Annotated in this window: 19 protein-coding genes; 12 read left to right on the forward strand and 7 right to left on the reverse strand. The window is 73.7% G+C overall.

From position 1 onward, the window contains the following. The first annotated feature begins 116 nt into the window (after positions 1 to 116). Genes EF879_RS20050 through EF879_RS20060 form a run of 3 tightly spaced genes read left to right on the forward strand, consistent with a single transcriptional unit; the run spans position 117 to position 3210 of the window. Positions 117 to 1274, forward strand: coding sequence for a MoxR family ATPase (locus tag EF879_RS20050; RefSeq protein WP_123560919.1), 1158 nt, complete (start codon positions 117 to 119; stop codon positions 1272 to 1274). Then, entirely contained in the window at positions 1271 to 2263 is a 993-nt protein-coding gene (locus EF879_RS20055; protein ID WP_123560920.1) for a DUF58 domain-containing protein, read from the forward strand. The genes EF879_RS20050 and EF879_RS20055 overlap by 4 nt, the downstream gene beginning before the upstream one ends. Continuing rightward, entirely contained in the window at positions 2260 to 3210 is a 951-nt protein-coding gene (locus EF879_RS20060; RefSeq protein ID WP_123560921.1) for a VWA domain-containing protein, read from the forward strand. Before EF879_RS20055 ends, EF879_RS20060 begins: the two co-directional genes overlap by 4 nt. A gap of 511 nt (positions 3211 to 3721) precedes the next feature. On the opposite strand, the gene EF879_RS20065 is transcribed toward EF879_RS20060, so the two are convergent. From EF879_RS20065 to EF879_RS20080, 4 genes are all read right to left on the reverse strand, one after another. Then, on the reverse strand, positions 3722 to 4927 hold the full coding sequence (locus EF879_RS20065; RefSeq protein WP_233604609.1) for an acyltransferase: 1206 nt from the start codon (positions 4925 to 4927) through the stop codon (positions 3722 to 3724). 122 nt (positions 4928 to 5049) lie between these two features. Then, a complete protein-coding gene (locus EF879_RS20070) occupies positions 5050 to 5982 on the reverse strand; it encodes an alpha/beta hydrolase (RefSeq protein ID WP_233604610.1) in 933 nt (310 codons plus the stop codon). A 195-nt stretch (positions 5983 to 6177) separates the two neighbouring features. Continuing rightward, entirely contained in the window at positions 6178 to 6843 is a 666-nt protein-coding gene (locus tag EF879_RS20075; RefSeq protein ID WP_123560923.1) for a response regulator transcription factor, read from the reverse strand. After that, on the reverse strand, positions 6843 to 8144 hold the full coding sequence (locus tag EF879_RS20080; RefSeq protein ID WP_233604611.1) for a sensor histidine kinase: 1302 nt from the start codon (positions 8142 to 8144) through the stop codon (positions 6843 to 6845). The genes EF879_RS20075 and EF879_RS20080 overlap by 1 nt, the downstream gene beginning before the upstream one ends. A gap of 166 nt (positions 8145 to 8310) precedes the next feature. On the opposite strand from EF879_RS20080, the gene fabG reads away from it, so the two are divergent. The 6 genes from fabG to EF879_RS20110 all read left to right on the forward strand — a co-directional run bounded on the left by fabG (position 8311) and on the right by EF879_RS20110 (position 12558). Continuing rightward, the gene (gene fabG, locus EF879_RS20085; RefSeq protein WP_123560924.1) at positions 8311 to 9015 is read left to right on the forward strand and encodes a 3-oxoacyl-ACP reductase FabG; all 705 of its coding nucleotides are present in this window, start codon (positions 8311 to 8313) and stop codon (positions 9013 to 9015) included. A gap of 57 nt (positions 9016 to 9072) precedes the next feature. Then, positions 9073 to 9843: an enoyl-ACP reductase FabI gene (gene fabI, locus EF879_RS20090; RefSeq protein WP_123560925.1), complete on the forward strand. Its 771-nt coding sequence runs from the start codon at positions 9073 to 9075 to the stop codon at positions 9841 to 9843. 86 nt (positions 9844 to 9929) lie between these two features. Continuing rightward, complete coding sequence (locus EF879_RS20095; RefSeq protein ID WP_123560926.1) at positions 9930 to 10958, forward strand: ferrochelatase; 1029 nt, start codon at positions 9930 to 9932, stop codon at positions 10956 to 10958. Positions 10959 to 11126: 168 nt separating this feature from the next. Next, a complete protein-coding gene (locus EF879_RS20100; protein ID WP_123560927.1) occupies positions 11127 to 11906 on the forward strand; it encodes an HAD-IIA family hydrolase in 780 nt (259 codons plus the stop codon). Between the two features lie 102 nt (positions 11907 to 12008). Beyond that, positions 12009 to 12308 carry a hypothetical protein gene (locus EF879_RS20105; RefSeq protein WP_148086489.1) on the forward strand — a complete coding sequence of 100 codons (300 nt, stop codon included), beginning with the start codon at positions 12009 to 12011 and terminating at the stop codon, positions 12306 to 12308. 31 nt (positions 12309 to 12339) lie between these two features. After that, positions 12340 to 12558, forward strand: a complete 219-nt coding sequence (locus EF879_RS20110; protein ID WP_123560929.1) for a hypothetical protein — start codon at positions 12340 to 12342, stop codon at positions 12556 to 12558. Between the two features lie 193 nt (positions 12559 to 12751). Here the strand turns inward: EF879_RS20110 and EF879_RS20115 are convergent, their stop codons facing one another. After that, a complete protein-coding gene (locus EF879_RS20115; RefSeq protein WP_123560930.1) occupies positions 12752 to 13543 on the reverse strand; it encodes a hypothetical protein in 792 nt (263 codons plus the stop codon). A 98-nt stretch (positions 13544 to 13641) separates the two neighbouring features. On the opposite strand from EF879_RS20115, the gene EF879_RS20120 reads away from it, so the two are divergent. Next, on the forward strand, positions 13642 to 14457 hold the full coding sequence (locus EF879_RS20120) for a DUF3097 domain-containing protein (RefSeq protein WP_123560931.1): 816 nt from the start codon (positions 13642 to 13644) through the stop codon (positions 14455 to 14457). Between the two features lie 62 nt (positions 14458 to 14519). Here EF879_RS20120 and EF879_RS20125 read toward each other — a convergent pair whose 3' ends face one another. Beyond that, positions 14520 to 15050: a GNAT family N-acetyltransferase gene (locus tag EF879_RS20125; protein WP_199736532.1), complete on the reverse strand. Its 531-nt coding sequence runs from the start codon at positions 15048 to 15050 to the stop codon at positions 14520 to 14522. Beyond that, on the reverse strand, positions 15051 to 16400 hold the full coding sequence (locus EF879_RS20130) for a serine hydrolase (RefSeq protein ID WP_233604612.1): 1350 nt from the start codon (positions 16398 to 16400) through the stop codon (positions 15051 to 15053). A 213-nt stretch (positions 16401 to 16613) separates the two neighbouring features. Between EF879_RS20130 and EF879_RS20135 the strand changes: the two genes are divergently transcribed. Next, a complete protein-coding gene (locus tag EF879_RS20135) occupies positions 16614 to 17084 on the forward strand; it encodes an NfeD family protein (RefSeq protein ID WP_123560933.1) in 471 nt (156 codons plus the stop codon). Between the two features lie 5 nt (positions 17085 to 17089). Beyond that, the gene (locus EF879_RS20140; RefSeq protein WP_123561272.1) at positions 17090 to 18202 is read left to right on the forward strand and encodes an SPFH domain-containing protein; all 1113 of its coding nucleotides are present in this window, start codon (positions 17090 to 17092) and stop codon (positions 18200 to 18202) included. Positions 18203 to 18327 lie beyond the last annotated feature (125 nt).

Raw genomic sequence — 18327 nt, forward strand, 5'->3', positions numbered from 1 at the left:
GCGTCGGGTTCGAGAATCCTGGTTCTCCCTTCGCAGTCGCTCGAGCGGACGTGCGAGAGTTGGAGCCGGCGCATTTGCCGACGCATCTGATCCCGTGACCCTGCTGTGGAGGACCGGTGGCCCAGCCGACCACGCCCGACGCTCCGACCCCGCCCGACGTCTCCCGTGGTGCCCCCGGCCCGGGCGCGACGACGCCGGCCGAGGACGCCACCCTGCTCGAACGCGCGTTGTTCGAGGTCAAGCGGGTGATCGTCGGGCAGGACCGCATGGTGGAGCGGATGTTCGTCGCCCTGCTCGCCCGGGGGCACTGTCTCCTCGAAGGGGTCCCCGGCGTGGCGAAGACCCTCGCGGTGGAGACGCTCGCCAAGGTGGTCGGCGGCACCTTCGCCCGGGTCCAGTTCACTCCGGACCTGGTGCCGGCGGACCTCGTCGGCACCCGGATCTACCGACAGTCGAGCGAGAAGTTCGATGTCGAGCTGGGACCCGTCTTCGTCAACTTCCTCCTCGCCGACGAGATCAACCGGGCGCCGGCCAAGGTGCAGTCGGCGCTGCTCGAGGTGATGTCCGAGCGGCAGGTCTCGATCGGCGGCCAGACCCACCCGGTGCCCAACCCGTTCCTGGTGATGGCGACCCAGAACCCGATCGAGCAGGAGGGCGTCTATCCGCTGCCCGAGGCGCAGCGGGACCGGTTCCTGCTGAAGATCATCGTCGGGTATCCGACCGACGCCGAGGAACGGGAGATCGTCTACCGGATGGGCGTCAGCCCTCCGGAACCGGCCTCGGTCCTCACCCCGGTCGACCTCATCGCGCTCCAGCAGAAGGCCGACCAGGTCTTCGTCCACAACGCGCTGGTCGACTACGCCGTACGGCTGGTCGTCGCCACCCGTACCCCGGCCGAGCACGGCATGCCGGACGTGGCCCAGCTGATCCAGTACGGCGCCAGCCCGCGCGCCTCGCTCGGCATCGTCCGGGCCACCCGCGCGCTCGCCCTGATGCGCGGCCGCGACTACGCCCTGCCGCAGGACGTCCAGGACATCGCCCCCGACATCCTGCGGCACCGGCTGGTGCTCAGCTACGACGCGCTCGCCGACAACATCCCGGCCGACCACGTCGTGGATCGGGTGATGTCGACCATCCCGCTCCCGTCGGTCGCGCCCCGGCAGCACGCCAACCCGCCGGCCGGCCCCGTACCCGGGGTCCCGCTCGGTCCCACGCCCGGTCACACGTCCCCACCGGTCTCCGGCCCGGCCTGGCCGGGGCGCCCGCCGGCATGAGGGGGCGTACGGCGACCGGCGCCGACCCGGGCCACCTGGTCGGCACGGCCACGGACGCCAACCCGGGGCGGGCCGAGGCGGTCCTCTCCCGACTGCAGCTGCTGGTCACCCGGAAGCTGGACGGGCTCCTCCAGGGCGACTACCTCGGGCTGCTGCCCGGCCCCGGCACCGAGGCGGGGGAGTCCCGGGAGTACCGCCCCGGCGACGACGTCCGGCGGATGGACTGGCCGGTCACCGCGCGGACGACGGTGCCGCACGTCCGGCAGACCGTCGCCGACCGGGAGCTGGAGACCTGGCTGGCGGTGGACCTCTCGGCCAGCCTCGACTTCGGCACCGGCCGCTGCCTGAAGCGGGATCTGGCGGTCGCCGCCACGGCGGCGATCGTCCACCTGACCGCCCGGGGCGGCAACCGGGTCGGCGCGGTGATCGGCAGCGGTGGCTCCGGCGCCGCGTTCGGGGGTCCCGGCACCCCGGGCGTGCTGCGGCTGCCCGCCCGGACCGGCCGCAAGGAGGCGCAGGGCCTGCTCCGCACCATCGCCGGGGCCGCGATCCGACCCGGCCGGGCCGACCTCGGCGCCCTCATCGACGCGCTCAACCGGCCGCCCCGGCGGCGCGGGCTGGCGGTGGTCATCTCGGACTTCCTGGCCCCGCCCGAGCAGTGGGGACGACCGATCCGCAAGCTCGGCGTCCGGCACGACGTGCTCGCCATCGAGATCGTCGACCCGCGTGAGCTGGAGCTGCCGGATGTCGGGGTGCTGCCCGTCGTCGATCCCGAAACCGGCGAGCTGCACGAGGTGCAGACCGCCGACCCACGGCTGCGGCAGCGGTACGCCGCCGCGGCCGCCGCCCAACGCACCGCGATCGCCCACGCGCTGCGCGCCGCCGGCGCGGCGCACCTGCGATTGCGGACCGACTCCGACTGGCTGCTGGACATGGTGCGTTTCGTCGCCGCACAGCGACACGCGCGTACCCGGGGGACGACACGATGATCCGTTTTCTCGAACCGTGGTGGCTGCTGGCCGTGCTGCCGGTGCTCGCCCTCGCCGCGGCGTACGTCTGGCGGCAGCTGCACCGCCGGACGTACGCGATGCGGTTCACCAACGTGGAACTGCTCCGTACGCTCGCCCCGAAGGGCCTGGGCTGGCGCCGGCACGCCGCCGCCGGCGTCTTCCTCCTCGCGCTGCTGGTCCTCGCCACCGGCATGGCGCGCCCGTCCGTGGACCGGAAGGAGCCGCTGGAACGGGCGACGATCATGCTCGCCATCGACGTCTCGCTGTCGATGGAGGCCGACGACGTCGCACCGAACCGGCTGCAGGCGGCCCAGGAGGCGGCCAAGCAGTTCGTCGCCGAGCTGCCGCCGACGTACAACCTCGGGCTGGTGGCGTTCGCCAAGTCGGCGAACGTGCTCGTCCCGCCGACCAAGGACCGGGCTGCGGTGACCCAGGCGATCGACGGCCTGGTACTGGCCGAGGCGACCGCGACCGGGGAGGCGGTCTTCACCTGCCTGGAGGCGATCCGCTCGGTGCCGGCCGACGGCGCCCAGGGGATTCCGCCGGCCCGGATCGTGCTGCTCTCGGACGGTTACCGGACCGCGGGGCGCTCGATCGAGGAGGCGGCAGCGGCCGCGCAGGCGGCGAACGTGCCGGTGTCGACGATCGCATTCGGCACGGACTCGGGCCAGGTGGACATCGGGGGCCAGGTGCAGCGGGTGCCGGTGGACCGGCTGGCGCTGGCGGAACTCGCCGAGACCACCCAGGGGTTCTTCTACGAGGCGGCCTCGGTGGGCGAGCTGAAGCGGGTGTACCAGGACATGGGGAGCTCGATCGGGTACCGGACCGAGCCCCGCGAGATCACCCACTGGTACGCGGGAATCGCGCTGCTGCTGGCGCTCTGCGCGGCGGGGCTGAGTCTGCTCTGGACCTCCCGGCTGGTCTGAGGCCGGTATCGCGCCTCGTATCCGGCCGGTCTGCCGTCAACCGGTCGGATACGAGGCGCGATGCCCGGAATCGGAGCTGGCCGGCTGGTCGATCGGGCCGGTCACGGGGTCGCGCGGACGAGCATGAAGAGCACCACGACCCAGGCCGCGGCGAGGGTGAAGCCCAGCGGGGCAACGTAACGGTTCATGATTCACTCTCCGGGTGGCGACTGAGATCCCCCGTGCCGGCGCGCAGCACCGGGCGACGGGTGAATCTGGGGGTCAGTGGACGCGCACACGAAGTCGTGGCCGGGCACTCCACACCGAAACCCCGGACGTCCGGGGTGCGCGCAGCACACGAGCACTCCCCGATGACGGCCAGGGATCAACGCTGTGGCGTGGAGCGAGGCAGAGTCAGTCGGCCAGGCGAGTCATGGCTCAGGCAGACTGACGAACGGCCCGGCCACGACTGGGAGGATCGCTATCTCGCACAGCGATCACCTCCACCATGTCGACGGGCCGGGAACGCGAGTCATCGTACACCCGGGCGGTCACCCCCCCGAAATCGGCGGGGCCGGTCCGGACTGTCGGCGATCCGACCCGCGGGCTGCTCCGGTGACCGGGGCGCCGGACCGTCGGCGGGCCGGCCCACGAGCGCGCCCAGGACCAGGGCGAACAGCGGCAGCCAGGCCAGCCGGGCGACGATCCATCCGGGGCCGTCCGGAGCGGTGTGCAGTCCGGGTACGCCGGCCGATCCGACCAGCCCGGCACCGAGCGCGGCGAGTGCGGTGACCCCGAGCAGCACCCCCTGGTGCCAGAGGTAGATCCGCGGCGCGGCGGCGGTGAGCCGGGCCACCGGACGCCACCGTCGTGGCGAGGCCAGCCGGCGGCCCAGCGCGGGGCGGAGCAGCAGTGCCGCGCCGACCTGGGCGAGCGCCAGGCAGACGGTGAAGAGCGACGGCGGATCGAGGTTGGACCTGCCGGCGCCGGGGATCCCGACCGCGCTGACCGGATAGCCACCGACCAGCACCAGGCCGGCCATCCCGGCGGCGCCGCCGAGGAGCAGGAACCATCCGGTACGCCGGGTCGGACCGTCGCCCGACCCCGTCCCGGTCGTACCGAGCCGGTCGGTCGCCAGCGCCATGCCCAGCAGGTACGGCACCAGCCAGGCGGCGAGCAGCGCCATCGGCACCCGCCACCCGCCGGACCCCGGCCCGTCGCCCAGCCGACCGGCCAGATCGGTGATGGCGACCAGGACCACCGCCGGTGCCGTCAGCCGCAGCGGACCGTGCCGGCGCAGGGCGCGGGCCAGCGGGCCGGTCAGCGCGACGAGCACGGTCAACGGCAGCAGGAACCAGAGCGGGCTGACCAGGAGCGTGCCGGCGGTACGCAGGGTCGTGCCCGGCACACCGAGCACCGCCGCCCCGGCCAACACCGCCGTCCCGACGCCGAGCAGCGCCCCGACCGGCCGGACCAGCCGACCGAGTCGACGCCGCAGCCACCACCCGACGTCGTGCCCACGCCCGTGGGCGGAGTCGAGGGAGCGGGCCGAGGCGTACCCGCTGAGGAAGAAGAAGAGTCCGAGCGTCTGGAACAGCCAGGTCACCGGCGCCAGTTCGGGCATGGCGCGCAGCGGGCTGGCGGTACGCAGCGACCCGTCCGGGGCCAGCACCAGGCCGGTGACCAGCCAGTGACCGAGTACCACCCCGACGATCGCGTAGGCCCGCACCGCGTCCACGCCACGGTCCCGTGCTCCCGTGCCGGTCGGGTGCGTCAAACTGGCCGGGTGTGTCGGACCGGCCCAGCTCGTCGGACTGGTTGTGCGCGTCGGACCGGTACGGCTCCTCGGTGCGGCGGGGCTCATCGCGTCGCCACCGACAAGGTCGGTGCCGGCGCGGCGGTCCCGCCCCCGCCGAGGCTGACCAGGGCGGTCGCGTGCAGCGTGGCGCTGCCCGGCACCAGGTAGCCGTCGTGCCCGGTGACCCCGCCGACCGGCAGGTGCCGCGCGCCGAAGGCCGGATCCGCCGGCCGTACCCCGTGCCCGAGGTCGCCGATCCGCAGCGGAGGGATCCGGCGGATCCAGTCGTCCGGCGCCTCCGCCGCCCAGACCTCGGCCCGGGTACCCAGGCGGTCGACCCGGTCCGTGCCCATTCCGACCCCGCCCAGGCTGACCAGGGCGGTCACCTGGGACGGCAGGGCGGACGCGGCCAGCCCGACCACCAGCGCCCCGTAACTGTGCCCCACCAGGGTCACGGTCGCCCCGGGACGGTGCCGGACCAGGGTGGTCACCAGCGCGACCAGGGCCCGCGCACCGTCCCGGGCCCGGTCGGGGCGGGCGGCCGCCAGCCCGAGCCCGTCCGGCGGGTCGTAGCCCAACCAGGCCAGTACGGCGACCCGGGCCGCGGGCGCGGTGGCCCGGAGTTCGGCGTACAGGGCGCGGGCCTGGGCGGCCGGGGCTCGGCGAGTTACCCCGCCCAGACCCTGGTCGAAGGTCCGCACCGTGGTGCCCACCCCGGGAACCAACACCACGATCCGGTCGGCGTTGCCGAGGTCGCCGAGGACCTCCACGATCCGACCGTCGCCGTGCGGGTCGAAGACCAGGAACGACCGGCCGGCGGCGGCCCAGTCGGCGTACGGCGACCCGGCGGCCCGCATCCGCGCCGCCACCTGCGGGTAGCGCTCCACGAACCCGACCGGCACCGTCACCGGGTTCGCCCGCACGGGTGGCGGCACCAGCACTCCCAGGGCGAGCAGGCCCGCCACCGCACCGCGTACCCCTCGTCGCCGCAGCATCCGTCGCCTCCCTCCGCCGGACCCGTCGCGCCGCCACGCCGGGCGACCCGGATCGGTCTCCCGCGCAGGATGCGGGTCCGGCCGGGGGTGGGTCGTCACCCCAGGGACGGGATACCGGAGGGTGAGGCGGAGCCCGAGGTACTACTCACCGACCGCGTGCTACCCGTCGGCCGGGCACTACTCACCGGCCGGGTGCTACTCGCCGGCCGCGACGAGGCCGGACTCGTACGCGACGACGACGGCCTGGGCCCGGTCCCGCAGGTTGAGCTTGGCCAGGATCCGGCCGACGTGGGTCTTCACCGTCTGCTCCGCGACCACCAGTTCGGCGGCGATCTCGGCGTTGGAGCGCCCTCGGGCGATCAGCCGGAGGACCTCGGTCTCCCGGGGGGTGAGCGCGGCCAGCGAGGTGGGCCGGGGGCGGTCCCGGCCGGGCCGGGCGGCGAACTCGGCGATCAGCCGACGTGTCACCGCCGGGGCGAGCAGCGCGTCCCCGGCGGCGACGACCCGGACCGCGTGTACCAGTTCGGCGGCGGGGGCGTCCTTGAGCAGGAAGCCGCTCGCCCCGGCCCGCAGCGCCTCGTAGACGTAGTCGTCGAGGTCGAAGGTGGTGAGGATGAGCACCCGGGGCCGCTCCCGGTCCGGCCGGTTCCCGACCAGTTGCCGGGTGGCGGCCAGCCCGTCCAGCACCGGCATCCGGACGTCCATCAGAACGACGTCCGGGTCCAGCCGCCGGGCGGCGGCGACCGCCTCGGCCCCGTTGGCCGCGTCGCCGACCACCAGCAGGTCGGGCTGGGCGGCGAGCAACGCGCCGAAGCCCTCCCGCACCATCGCCTGGTCGTCGGCGATCAGCACCCGAATCATCAGACCCCGTTCTCCGTTCGGTAGGGCAGGTGCGCGGTCACCGCGTACCCCTGGTCGGTCGGCCCGGCGGTGAGTGTGCCACCCAGCAGTCGCGCCCGCTCGCGCATGCCGGTCAGGCCGTGCCCCGGACCGGCGCCGCCCTCGCCCCGGCCGGCCGACGGGTCCGGTGCCGCCCCGCCGACCTGGGTCGGCTCCGCCGGCCGATCCGGTGGAGCCGGGACCGGACCGTTGCGGACCTCGATGGCCAGCGCCGTCGCCCCGGCCGCCAGCGACACCGCCACCGCCGCCCCCGGCGCGTGCCGGGCCGCGTTCGCCAGCGCCTCCTGGATGATCCGGTACGCGGCCAGCGCCACCGCCTCGGGCGGCTCGGCCCCGGCGGGCGGTCCCACCGCGGTGAACGTCACGGCCATCCCCGCCCGCCGGGCCGACTCCACGAGTTCGGGCAGTTCGGCCAGACCGGGCTGGGGCGCGGTCTCCGGGGTGGCCGACTCGCTGCGCAGCACCCCGAGCAGCCGGCGCATGTCGGCCAGCGCCTCCCGGGCCGAGCCGGCGATCGCGGCGAACTCGTTCCGGGCCGGCTCGGCCAAGCCGGTGAGCCGGTACGGGGCGGTCTCCGCCTGCACCGCGATCATCGACATGTGGTGCGCCACCACGTCGTGCAGCTCCCGGGCGATCCGGGTGCGCTCCTCCAGCACCGCCCGGCGGGCCTGCTCCAGCTCGCTCCGCTCGGCCTCCTCGATCAGGGCGCGCTGGCTCTGCCGCCGCCGCCGCACCTGGTCGCCGATGATCAGGATCACCAGGACGAGCACGGTCACCCCGTGCGCGTTCGCCTCGTCCTGCACGAAGAGGTACGCCGGCAGCACGCTGAGCATCCCGGCCCAGGCGGCGACCCCGAGGCTGGCCCGGGTGGCCAGCAGGATCAGCACGAACAGGAAGCCGCAGATCTGCACCGGATTCCACGGCCACGCCTCGTACCGCTGCGCGTCGATGGTCCCCAGGTAGAGCAGGGGATAGGCGATCCGCCAGGCGGCCAGCGGCCGGAACGGGGCCAGCGCGGCCGGTAGCGTGCTGCCGGCACCGAGCAGGAACACCGCCGCTGCGGGCAGCTCCGTCCGATGGTCCCTCAGGTACTGGATGCCCGCGGCGGTCAGGCCGAGCAGGGCGAGCAGCAGCAGCGGGGCGAGGTACGCCTGCGCGCGCCGCCACCACCGGGCCGGGGCCGGCGGGTAGTCCGGTCCGACCAGGAGCCGGCGCAGGTCGCCGAGGGCGACCCGCAGTACGCCACCGGTGCCGCTCTTCACCACTGGGAGCGTACGGGTGACACCCCGGCGTGTCGTACCCCCGTGGTGCGATTCCCCACGTCATACCGGGGTGGCACCCGCCCCGGTTACTGCTTACCTGCCGGTAGCACCTAGTCTCCATCGCGCACCATCGTGCGCAGCAGCCCCATCAGGAGGAGGAGACACCGTGGCCCGAACTGTGCTGGTGACCGGGGGTAACCGGGGCATCGGCCTGGCCATCGCCCAGGCTTTCGCCAAGCAGGGAGACCGGGTGGCGGTGACCCACCGGAGCGGCAACCCACCGGCCGACCTGTTCGGCGTGCGGTGTGACGTCACCGACACCGCTCAGGTCGACGCCGCCTTCTCGGCCGTCGAGGCGGAGTTCGGCCCGGTCGAGGTGCTGGTCGCCAACGCCGGGATCACCCAGGACACGCTGCTGATGCGGATGTCCGAGGAGCAGTTCACCGACGTCCTCAACACCAACCTGACCGGGGCGTGGCGCTGCGCCCGGCGGGCGGCGACCCGGATGGTCCGGGGGCGCTGGGGACGGATGATCTTCATCTCCTCGGTGGTGGGGCTGTCCGGTGGCGCCGGTCAGGTCAACTACGCGGCGAGCAAGGCCGGCCTGGTCGGCGTGGCCCGGTCGATCACCCGGGAGTTGGGGAGCCGGAACGTCACCGCGAACGTCGTGGCGCCGGGCTTCATCGACACCGACATGACGGCGGTCCTCTCCGACGAGCGCAAGGCGGAGATCCTCAAGTCCATCCCGGCCGGCCGGATGGCCTCCGCCGACGAGGTGGCCGGAGTCGTCACCTGGCTCGCCTCCGACGCCGCCGGCTACATCTCCGGGGCGGTCATCCCGGTCGATGGCGGCCTCGGCATGGGCCACTGACGGCCCGACCCGTCACCCCTGGAATCCATCGAGCCCGAGCGCAGGGAGGATCTGTACGTGTCTGGACTGCTGGCCGGCAAGCGGCTGCTGGTCACCGGGGTCATCACCGACCAGTCGATCGCGTTCTCGGTGGCGAAGCTCGCCCAGGAGAACGGCGCCACGGTCGTGCTCACCGGGTTCGGCCGGATGTCGCTGGTCGAGCGGATCGCCAAGCGACTGCCCGAGCCCGCCCCGGTGATCGAACTCGACGTCACCAACCGCGAGCACCTCGACACGCTGGCCGACCGGGTCCGCGCGCACGTCGACGGGCTGGACGGGGTGGTCCACTCGATCGCCTTCGCACCACAGAGCTGCCTGGGCGGCGGTTTCCTCGACGCACCGTGGGAGGACGTGGCGACCGCCGTGCAGGTCTCGACGTACTCGTACAAGGCGCTGGCGGTGGCGGCGCTGCCGCTGATGGGGCCGGGCGGCGCCGTGGTCGGGCTCACCTTCGACGCCAGCCGGGCGTGGCCGGTGTACGACTGGATGGGTGTGGCCAAGGCCGGCCTGGAGTCGGCGTCCCGGTACCTGGCCCTGCACCTGGGCAAGAAGGGGATCCGGAGCAACCTCGTCTCCGCCGGGCCGCTGCGCACCATGGCGGCCAAGTCGATCCCCGGTTTCGAGCGGTTCGAGAACGCCTGGGCGGAGCGTGCCCCGCTGGGCTGGAACCTCACCGACCAGGAGCCGGCCGCCCGGGCCTGCCTGGCCCTGCTCTCCGACTGGTTCCCCGCCACCACGGGCGAGATCGTCCACGTCGACGGCGGCTACCACGCCCTCGGCGCCTCCTGAGGTGTAAGGAAGGGCCCCTTCTTATCGCTTTTGGTAGATGAAGGGGCCCTTCCTAACCTGTCGCCCGGCGGGGGGACAATGGTGTCATGGCGTACGACGCGGTGGTGCTGATCTCGTTCGGCGGCCCTGAGCGGCCCGAAGACGTCCTGCCGTTCCTGGCCAACGTCACCCGCGGCCGGAACGTGCCACCGGAGCGGCTGGCCGAGGTCGCCGAGCACTACCAGCACTTCGGCGGGGTCTCGCCGATCAACCAGCAGTGCCGGGACCTGCTCGCCGCGATCCGGGCCGACTTCGCCGCACACGGCCTCGACCTGCCGGTCTACTGGGGCAACCGGAACTGGCACCCGATGCTCGCCGACACGGTGGCCCAGATGCGTGCGGACGGGGTCCGCTCCGCGCTCGGCTTCGTGACCAGCGCGTACTCCGGCTACTCCTCCTGCCGTCAGTACCTGGAGGACATCGCGTCGGCCCGCGCGGCGGTCGGTCCGGACGCCCCACGGATCGACAAGCTGCGGCAGTACTGGGACCACCCCGGATTCGTCGAGCCGCACGTGGACGCGGTCACCGCCGCCCTGGGCACCCTCGACCCGGATCGGCGGGCCACCACCCGGCTCGTCTTCACCGCCCACTCGATCCCGGTCTCCATGGCGGCCACCGCAGGGCCGGAGGGTGGGCGGTACGAGGCGCAGCTGCGCGAGACGGCCGCCCTGGTCGCTGCCGCGGCCGCTCCCGACCTGCGGTACGACCTGGTCTGGCAGAGCCGTTCCGGTCCGCCGCACGTTCCGTGGCTGGAACCGGACATCAACGACCACCTGCGGACCCTGCCCGAGCAGGGGGTCACCTCGGTCGTGGTGAGCCCGATCGGGTTCGTCTCCGACCACCTTGAGGTGATCTGGGATCTCGACACCGAGGCGGCGGCCACCGCCAAGCAGCTCGGCCTGGACTACGTCCGGGCCGCCACCCCCGGCACCGACCCCCGGTTCGTGGCGATGGTCCGGGAACTGGTGACCGAGCGGCTTAACCCGGGCGACACGGTCCCGCGACGTCGGCTCGGTACGCTGCCCGCCTGGGACACCTGCGCGGTCGGTTGTTGCCAGCCGCCCCGGCGGTCCTGACCCGGCCCCCGGCGTGCGACGAAGCCGAGCACCCGGTATCCGGCGTACCGCCGACCGCGTTCCGGCCCGTCCGGCGCCGGGCGGGTCACCACGCCGAAACCCCTCGGCCATGATCAGGAGAGCGATGAACCAGTCAAGCCAGCGAGTCATCCGGCCCGGAGGCGGATCATGATGGAGCGCAAGCCGGTGGAGAGCTGGCTCACCGACATGGACGGCGTGCTGGTGCACGAAGGGCAGCCGGTGCCGGGTGCGCCCGAGTTCATCCGGCGGCTGCGCGCCTCCGGCAAGCGGTTCCTGATTCTCACCAACAACTCGATCTACACCGCCCGGGACCTCCAGGCCCGGCTGAACCGGATGGGGTTCGACGTACCCGAGGAGGCGATCTGGACCGCCGCCCTCGCCACCGCGCAGTTCCTGGCCGACCAGCGGCCCGGCGGCACGGCGTACGTCATCGGTGAGGCGGGGCTCACCACCGCGCTGCACGCGATCGGGTACGTCCTCACCGACTACGCCCCGGACTACGTGGTGTTGGGGGAGACCCGCACCTACAGCTTCGAGGCGATCACCAAGGCGGTCCGGCTGATCGACGGCGGGGCCCGGTTCATCTGCACCAACCCCGACCCGACCGGGCCGTCGATCGAGGGTGCGCTGCCCGCGGCCGGTTCGGTCGCCGCGATGATCTCCAAGGCGACCGGGGTGGAGCCGTACTTCGTCGGCAAGCCCAACCCGATGATGATGCGCTCCGCGCTCAACACCATCGACGCGCACTCGGAGACGACCGCGATGATCGGCGACCGGATGGATACCGACATCCTCTGCGGTCTGGAGGCCGGGCTGGAGACGATCCTGGTGCTGACCGGGATCAGCACCCGGGCGGAGGCGGAACGGTACCCCTACCGTCCCTCGCGGATCGTCAACTCGGTCGCCGACCTGATCGACGAGATCTGACCCGGGCCGGCGGGGCACCACGGCGCCCACCCGGGTCCCGGCGGCGTCGGGCGGGATTGCCCGCCGCGGGGCGGGGAAGTCGGCGGCGGGGAGGTGGTGCCGATGCGGCGCGGCACGAGGAGCAACGGAATCCCGGAGCGGCTGAGGTCAGGACGGAACCGGACGAAACGCCGACGGCTCGCGTTCGCCCGTCGGGCCGAGGAGTTCGCGGCGCAGGTCGGCGTACTCCTGGGCCGGAAGGCCACCAAGGCGGGGCGCAAGCGCCCGCTCCGTACCGAGCGGGGCGGCCGGCACACGACGCGCAGCGTGAGCGCGGTGACCCGGGGCATCAGGGGAGTCCGGATCCGCAGCCGACACGGCCGGCGGGTCGGCCTCGGCCGCAAGCGGGTCCGACCCGGCTGAGGTCGGGTACGCGATCGGAAAGGAGCCTGTGATGGGCGGCCATACCGGGAGGAACCCGAACCGGAGCGAGTCGGCCCGGATCCGCGGCCACGCGGGCAGCGGCGCCCGGGGCCGGCAGGGGGTCTCGATCGAGAAGTCCGAGAAGCAACGGCGCCAGCGGGCCGCCACCGGTACGGCCTCGACCGAGCGCGACCACGGCCGCGCCACGGTGAGCCGGGGTGGACGACGGCACACCCAGGGCACCGGGTGACGTCACCGGGGAAGCACGCGGGCAGGCACACCCGGGTGGAAACCGGGCCGGCACGGCGGCCGGTTGCCCCGCGCCGCCAGGGCGAGCGTGGCGCGTTGGACAGGCCCGGGGTGAGAGCGGCGCATGCCCAGGCCGGGCGAGCGGCGCGTTGTGTAGGCCCGGGGGGGGCGAGCGCGGCGGGCGCGTTGCAGGGCTAGGACGAGAGCGGCGCGTTGCAGGCCGCGACGATTGCCCGCCGGCAGGCGGCGGTGAGCGGACGCAGCGCCGCGTCGCGCTGCTGCGCCTCGTAGGCGTTCACCGCGCCGCCCGGGGCGACGTGCTCGGCCAGGGCGAGGACCTGGTCCAGTACGCTCGCCCGGGCGAACAGCCGCCGGGCCCGCGGATCGAAGCCGGGCGGCAGGTCGATGGCGCTGTCCGGCCGGCGTAGCGCGGCGAGGGCGCCGGCCAGTTCCGGACGCCACTGGGCGACGTCGAGCCGGGTCAGTGCGGCGGTCGCCGTGGCGAGGGTGGTCGCGAGCTCCGCCTCCGCCTCGGCGGCGCCGGGACCGCCCAGCGAGGCGGCCGGGGCATCCTCCGGCAGCGGGTAGACCCGCCAGAGGACCGTCTCGAAGGTCATCCCGGAGCCGGAGGTGTGCGTGCGGACCTCCGGGATCACTCCCAGGCCGCGGGCCACCACCGCCTCGCCGGCGAGGAGCGCCGCGGCCGTGAACGGGCCGGGGCCGGGCAGCCCGCGCGGGTCGCCGGGAGCGGGCAGCACCAGCCGGATCTCGTCGGGCGAGAGCTTGGAGAAGGCGGCGAGCGCCTCGCGCAGTGGCACGTCGGTCCAGGTGCCGGGAGCGTCGGCGACGAGGTGCTCCTCGCCGTGCTCGATCTCGTCGGCGACCTCGTCGTACGGCACCAGGCCGGCACGCCAGGCGCGTACCCAGGCCACGAAGCGGCTCGAGCGGCGAGCCGCCAGGGTCGCCGCGCCCGTTGCGGGGGACATGCGGCTAGGGTACGTGCTCGATCCGGCTCTGTCTCGGGTGCCGGTGTGGCGGCGTGCTGGCGTCACCAATCGCCAACGGTGCACTACCGTCGCCCTTCATGGCACGGATGTACGGCGACGACGTGCTCGCCGGGAACTGGCGACGGCGCACGGTCGTACCCGAGGTGGAGGCCGAGCTCGATCTGGTGGTGGAGGACGCCGACTCGGGCTTCTGCGGCGCGGTGGTGGGTTTCGAGGCCGGTGCGGTGGTGCTGGAGGACCGGCACGGCCGGCGGCGGCACTTTCCGCTGCTGCCGGCCGCGTTCCTGCTCGACGGCAAGCCGGTGACCCTGCGTCGGCCGGCGCCCAGACCCGCGCCGGCGGCCCGGCGACGCCGCACCGCCTCCGGCTCCGTCGCGGTGGACGGGGTACGGGCGCGGGTCGCCCGGGCCAGCCGGATCTGGGTCGAGGGGGTGCACGACGCCGCCCTGGTGGAGCGGATCTGGGGCGACGACCTGCGGATCGAGGGCGTGGTGGTGGAGCCGCTGGACGGCGTCGACACGCTCGCCGAACGGATTCGGGAGTTCGGACCCGGCCCCGGGCGACGGCTGGGCGTCCTGGTCGACCACCTGGTCGACGGGTCGAAGGAGAGTCGGATCGTAACCGCGGTCACCTCGCCGTACGTCCTGGTCACCGGCCACCCGTACGTCGACGTGTGGCAGGCGGTGAAGCCCGCCGCGGTCGGGATCCCGGCGTGGCCCGTGGTGCCGCCGGGACGGCCGTGGAAGGAGGGGGTCTGCGCCGCGCTCGGGGTGGCCGAGCCGGCCGAGCTGTGGCGGCGGATCCTGTCCCGGGTGGACAGTTTCCACGACGTGGAAACCCCGCTGATCAACGCGATGGAGCGGCTGATCGACTTCGTGACCGAGCCGTCCTGAGCCGCCCCGCCCGGCGCGGGGCGATTGCGCGCGGAGGTGGCGAAGGTCGAGGTCGCGAGGTGTCAGTCGATCGGCCCGTCGGTCAGCGCGCGCTGCATCAGCACGGTGTCGACCCAGCGTCCGTGCTTGTGGCCGACGGCGACGAGGCGGCCGACCTCGACGAAGCCGAAGCGCCGGTGCAGGGCTGGCGAGGCGTCGCTGCCGCTGTCGGCGATGACCGCCACCATCTGCCGGGCCCCGGCCGCCGCGCAGGCCGGTAGCAGGGCGCCGAGCAGAGCCCGCCCCAGCCCGAGTCCGGTGCGGTCGGGCGCGAGGTAGATCGAGTCCTCGACCGTGTGCCGGTACGCCGGCTTGGGCCGGTACGGCCCGGCGTAGGCGTAGCCGGCGACGTCGCCGTGGACCGTCGCCACCAGGAACGGCAACCCGCGCCCGGTCAGGTCGTCGAGCCGCTGTCGCCAGTGGTCGACGGTCGGGGCGACCTCGTCGAAGGTGACCACGCTGGTGGTGACGTAGTGGGCGTAGATCTGGGCGACGGCGTCCAGGTCGGCGGGGACCGCCGGCCGGACGAGGTGGTCGCGCGTGGACAGCCCCACTCAGTCCCCGTCGGGATCCCGGGTGAAGACGAAGGTGGCGATGTCCAGTGCGGTGACCGCACCCGTCGCGTCCCGGCGGGCCGTGAGCACCTCGCCGTCGTTCATCCCCGATCGGCCGCGCCACCGGCCGGTGGCGTCCCGGCCGAACCGCCAGGGTACGGCGCCGGGAGGGATCAACGGTGTCCAGACCAGCTCGTCGGTCTCCGGGTCCCAGCTCACCTCCAGCTCCCGGCCCATCCACCACCACCGGCCGGTGAGTTCGGCGATCTCCGGTGGCGGCGGTGCGGCGGCCGGACGCCACGGCCGAACGGCGGGAGCGGGCTCCAGGTCGAGCACCGTGGTGAGCACCTGCCGGCCCAGCGGGGAGAGCGCCCCGGTACGGAAGCCGTACGCGTTGGCGAAGCCGACGACGCCGGTTCCGGAGGGCCGGTGTACCGAGAGGGTCGCCACGTAACCGGGCATCGAGCCGCCGTGACCGACGTACACGCGGTCGCCGACGCGGTGCAGCTCCAGGCCGAGGCCGTAGCCGGCGGTCCAGGAGTCCAGGTCGGCGATGGCCGCCGGGGTGCACATCTCGGCGAGGGTCGCGGGGGCCAGCACCCGCGGGTCCGGGTCGGCGAGGAACGCGGCCCAGCGGGCCAGGTCACGGGTGCTGGCCCAGAGCTGGCCGGCCGGGGCCATCGCTCCCGTGTCGGTCCGCGGCTCCTCCCGGAGGGTCCCGTGCCAGGGGTGGACGACGTAGCCCCGGGCGAACGGCTCGGTCGCCTGGTAGGAGGTGCGGGTCATTCCCAGTGGCTCGAGCAGCCGCTCCCGGACGAGCTCCCACCACGGCTGCCCGGTGACCCGTTCCAGTACCGCCCCGAGCAGCCCGTACGCGAGGTTCGAGTAGTGGAAGGTGTGGTGCGGCGGATGGGCCAGCTTGTCCGGGGTGAGCCCGGCCAGCAGGGTGTCCAGATCGGACCCGGCGGACCGCTCCCACCAGTCTCCGTCGGGCTCACGCTGGAGGCCGCCGACGTGGCTGAGCAGCTGGCGCAGCCGGAGCGTACCGAGCGGGGTGCCGGGCAGGTGCCGCTCGAGCGGATCGTCGAGGTCGAGCCGGCCCTCGTCCCGCTGCCGCAGCAGGAGCACGGCGGTCATCGTCTTGCTGATGGAGCCGATCCGGTACTGGAGGTCGGGGTCCGGTACGGGGGTCTCGCCGGCGGTGGCGACGTGGATCAGCCGGCCGCCGCGCAGTACGCCGATGATCAGCGACGGGGCCCGGCCGTCGGCCTGGGCCTGCGCGACGAGCGTGTCGATCCGCCGGACGGTCTCCGGCAGCAGGGGGTGGGGTTCCGTCGACGACGGGGCCACGTCGTGCCTCCTCGGGGCGAGTATGGGCGCCTTACCCGATTCCGGGGGGCGAGCCCGGTCGGTCGGCCGGTCAGGCCCGCGGCCGGGCCGTGGGCGGCCGGTCGCCGGAGCCATCCGTCGGAGGGAGCGCCGGGACGGTCACGCCGTCGCGATCGTACCCGTGGCGATCTTCACGAGTGGTGGCGACGTGCGCGACCGTGCGACGATCGACGCGTGGAGCCGCTCCTGTGGATCGTGTTGGGCGTCGTCCTCGCCGTGGCGGAGATCTTCACGACGACGCTCTTTCTCATCATGCTCGGGATCGGGGCGTTCGCGGCGGCCGGGGCGGCGGCGCTGGGGGCCCCGGTGCCGGTACAGGCGGTGGTCTTCGCGGTGGTCTCCGCGCTCACCCTGCTCTTCGCCCGGCCGGCCATCCAGCGTCACCGGCGGCCGGCGCTGACCGCGGAGGAGCAGGCCTTCGGGGTACAGGCGATCGTCGGCAGTACGGCGGTGGTGCTGGAGCGGGTCGACGCCGAGCGCGGGGTTGTCAAGATCGACGGGGAGATCTGGACGGCGCGCTCCTACGATGCCAGCCAGGTGCTGGCGCCCGGGGAGCGGGTCCGCGTGGTCGAGGTCAGGGGCGTGACCGCCCTGGTCTGGCGGGACGAGTTCGCGACGAGTGAGAGACGGGATACCGAGAGGTGAGCGGTGTGACTAACGTGATCGGTCTGCTGGTGGGCGCCGTGGCCCTGATCGCGGTGATCACCCTGATCCGGGCGGTGCGGATCGTGCCCCAGCAGCGCGAGGACGTGGTCGAACGGCTGGGGCGGTACCACCGCACCCTCACGCCCGGGCTCAACCTGCTGGTGCCGTTCATCGACTCGGTCCGCGAGAAGGTGGACATGCGGGAGCGGGTGGTCAACTTCCCGCCCCAGCCGGTGATCACCTCCGACAACCTCGTCGTGTCGATCGACACCGTGCTCTACTTCAAGGTCGTCAACGCCGTGCAGGCGACGTACGAGATCTCCGACTTCCTCCAGGCGATCGAGCAGCTGACCGTGACCACCCTGCGGAACGTGATCGGTTCGCTCGACCTGGAGCGGGCGCTGACCAGCCGGGAGGAGATCAACCGTCACCTCTCCGGGGTCCTCGACGAGACGACCGGACGCTGGGGCATCAAGGTGACCCGGGTTGAGATCAAGGCGATCGAGCCGCCGCCCAGCATCCGGGACTCGATGGAGAAGCAGATGCGGGCCGAGCGGGATCGGCGGGCCGCGATCCTGAACGCCGAGGGGCACAAGCAGGCGCAGATCCTGACCGCCGAGGGTGAGAAGCAGGCCGCGGTGCTGCGCGCCGACGGTGAGCGGCAGGCCCGGATCCTCCAGGCGGAGGGGCAGGCCAAGGCGATCCGGACCGTCTTCGACGCCATCCACCAGGCCAACCCGAGTCAGAAGGTGCTCGCCTACCAGTACCTGCAGGCGCTTCCGCAGATCGCGAACGGGCAGGCGAACAAGGTCTGGATCGTGCCGGCCGAGCTGACCAAGGCGCTCGAGGGGCTCGGCGGCGCACTCGGCGGGCTGGGCCAGATGGTCGGCGACGAGCCGCACCCCTCGGTCGACTCCGGTGCCGTCGCGCGGGAGGCGGCGGAGGCGGCCGAGGCCGCGGCCGCGGCGGCCCAGGAGGTCACCGACGAGGTACGCACCGCCGAGGCGCAGGCGAGCTCCGGATCGGGACCGCAGCAACTGCCGGCGCCCGAGCCGATCTCGCCGGCCAGCCTCGTCGGCGACTCCACTGTGGAGAGCCGTACCCCGGACCACGCCTGATCCGACCGGAAACCGGACCGGCGACGCACGGCGGGGCGTATCGCCGAAGGGCGTCCGGCGCGCCCCGGCACCTGACACCATCGGTCCTAGGCGACGGGTGGTGACCAGAGCCGGGGCGTCGTACG

It is taken from the genome of Micromonospora sp. HM5-17 (genome assembly GCF_003762835.1).
Classification (GTDB): Bacteria; Actinomycetota; Actinomycetes; order Mycobacteriales; family Micromonosporaceae; genus Plantactinospora.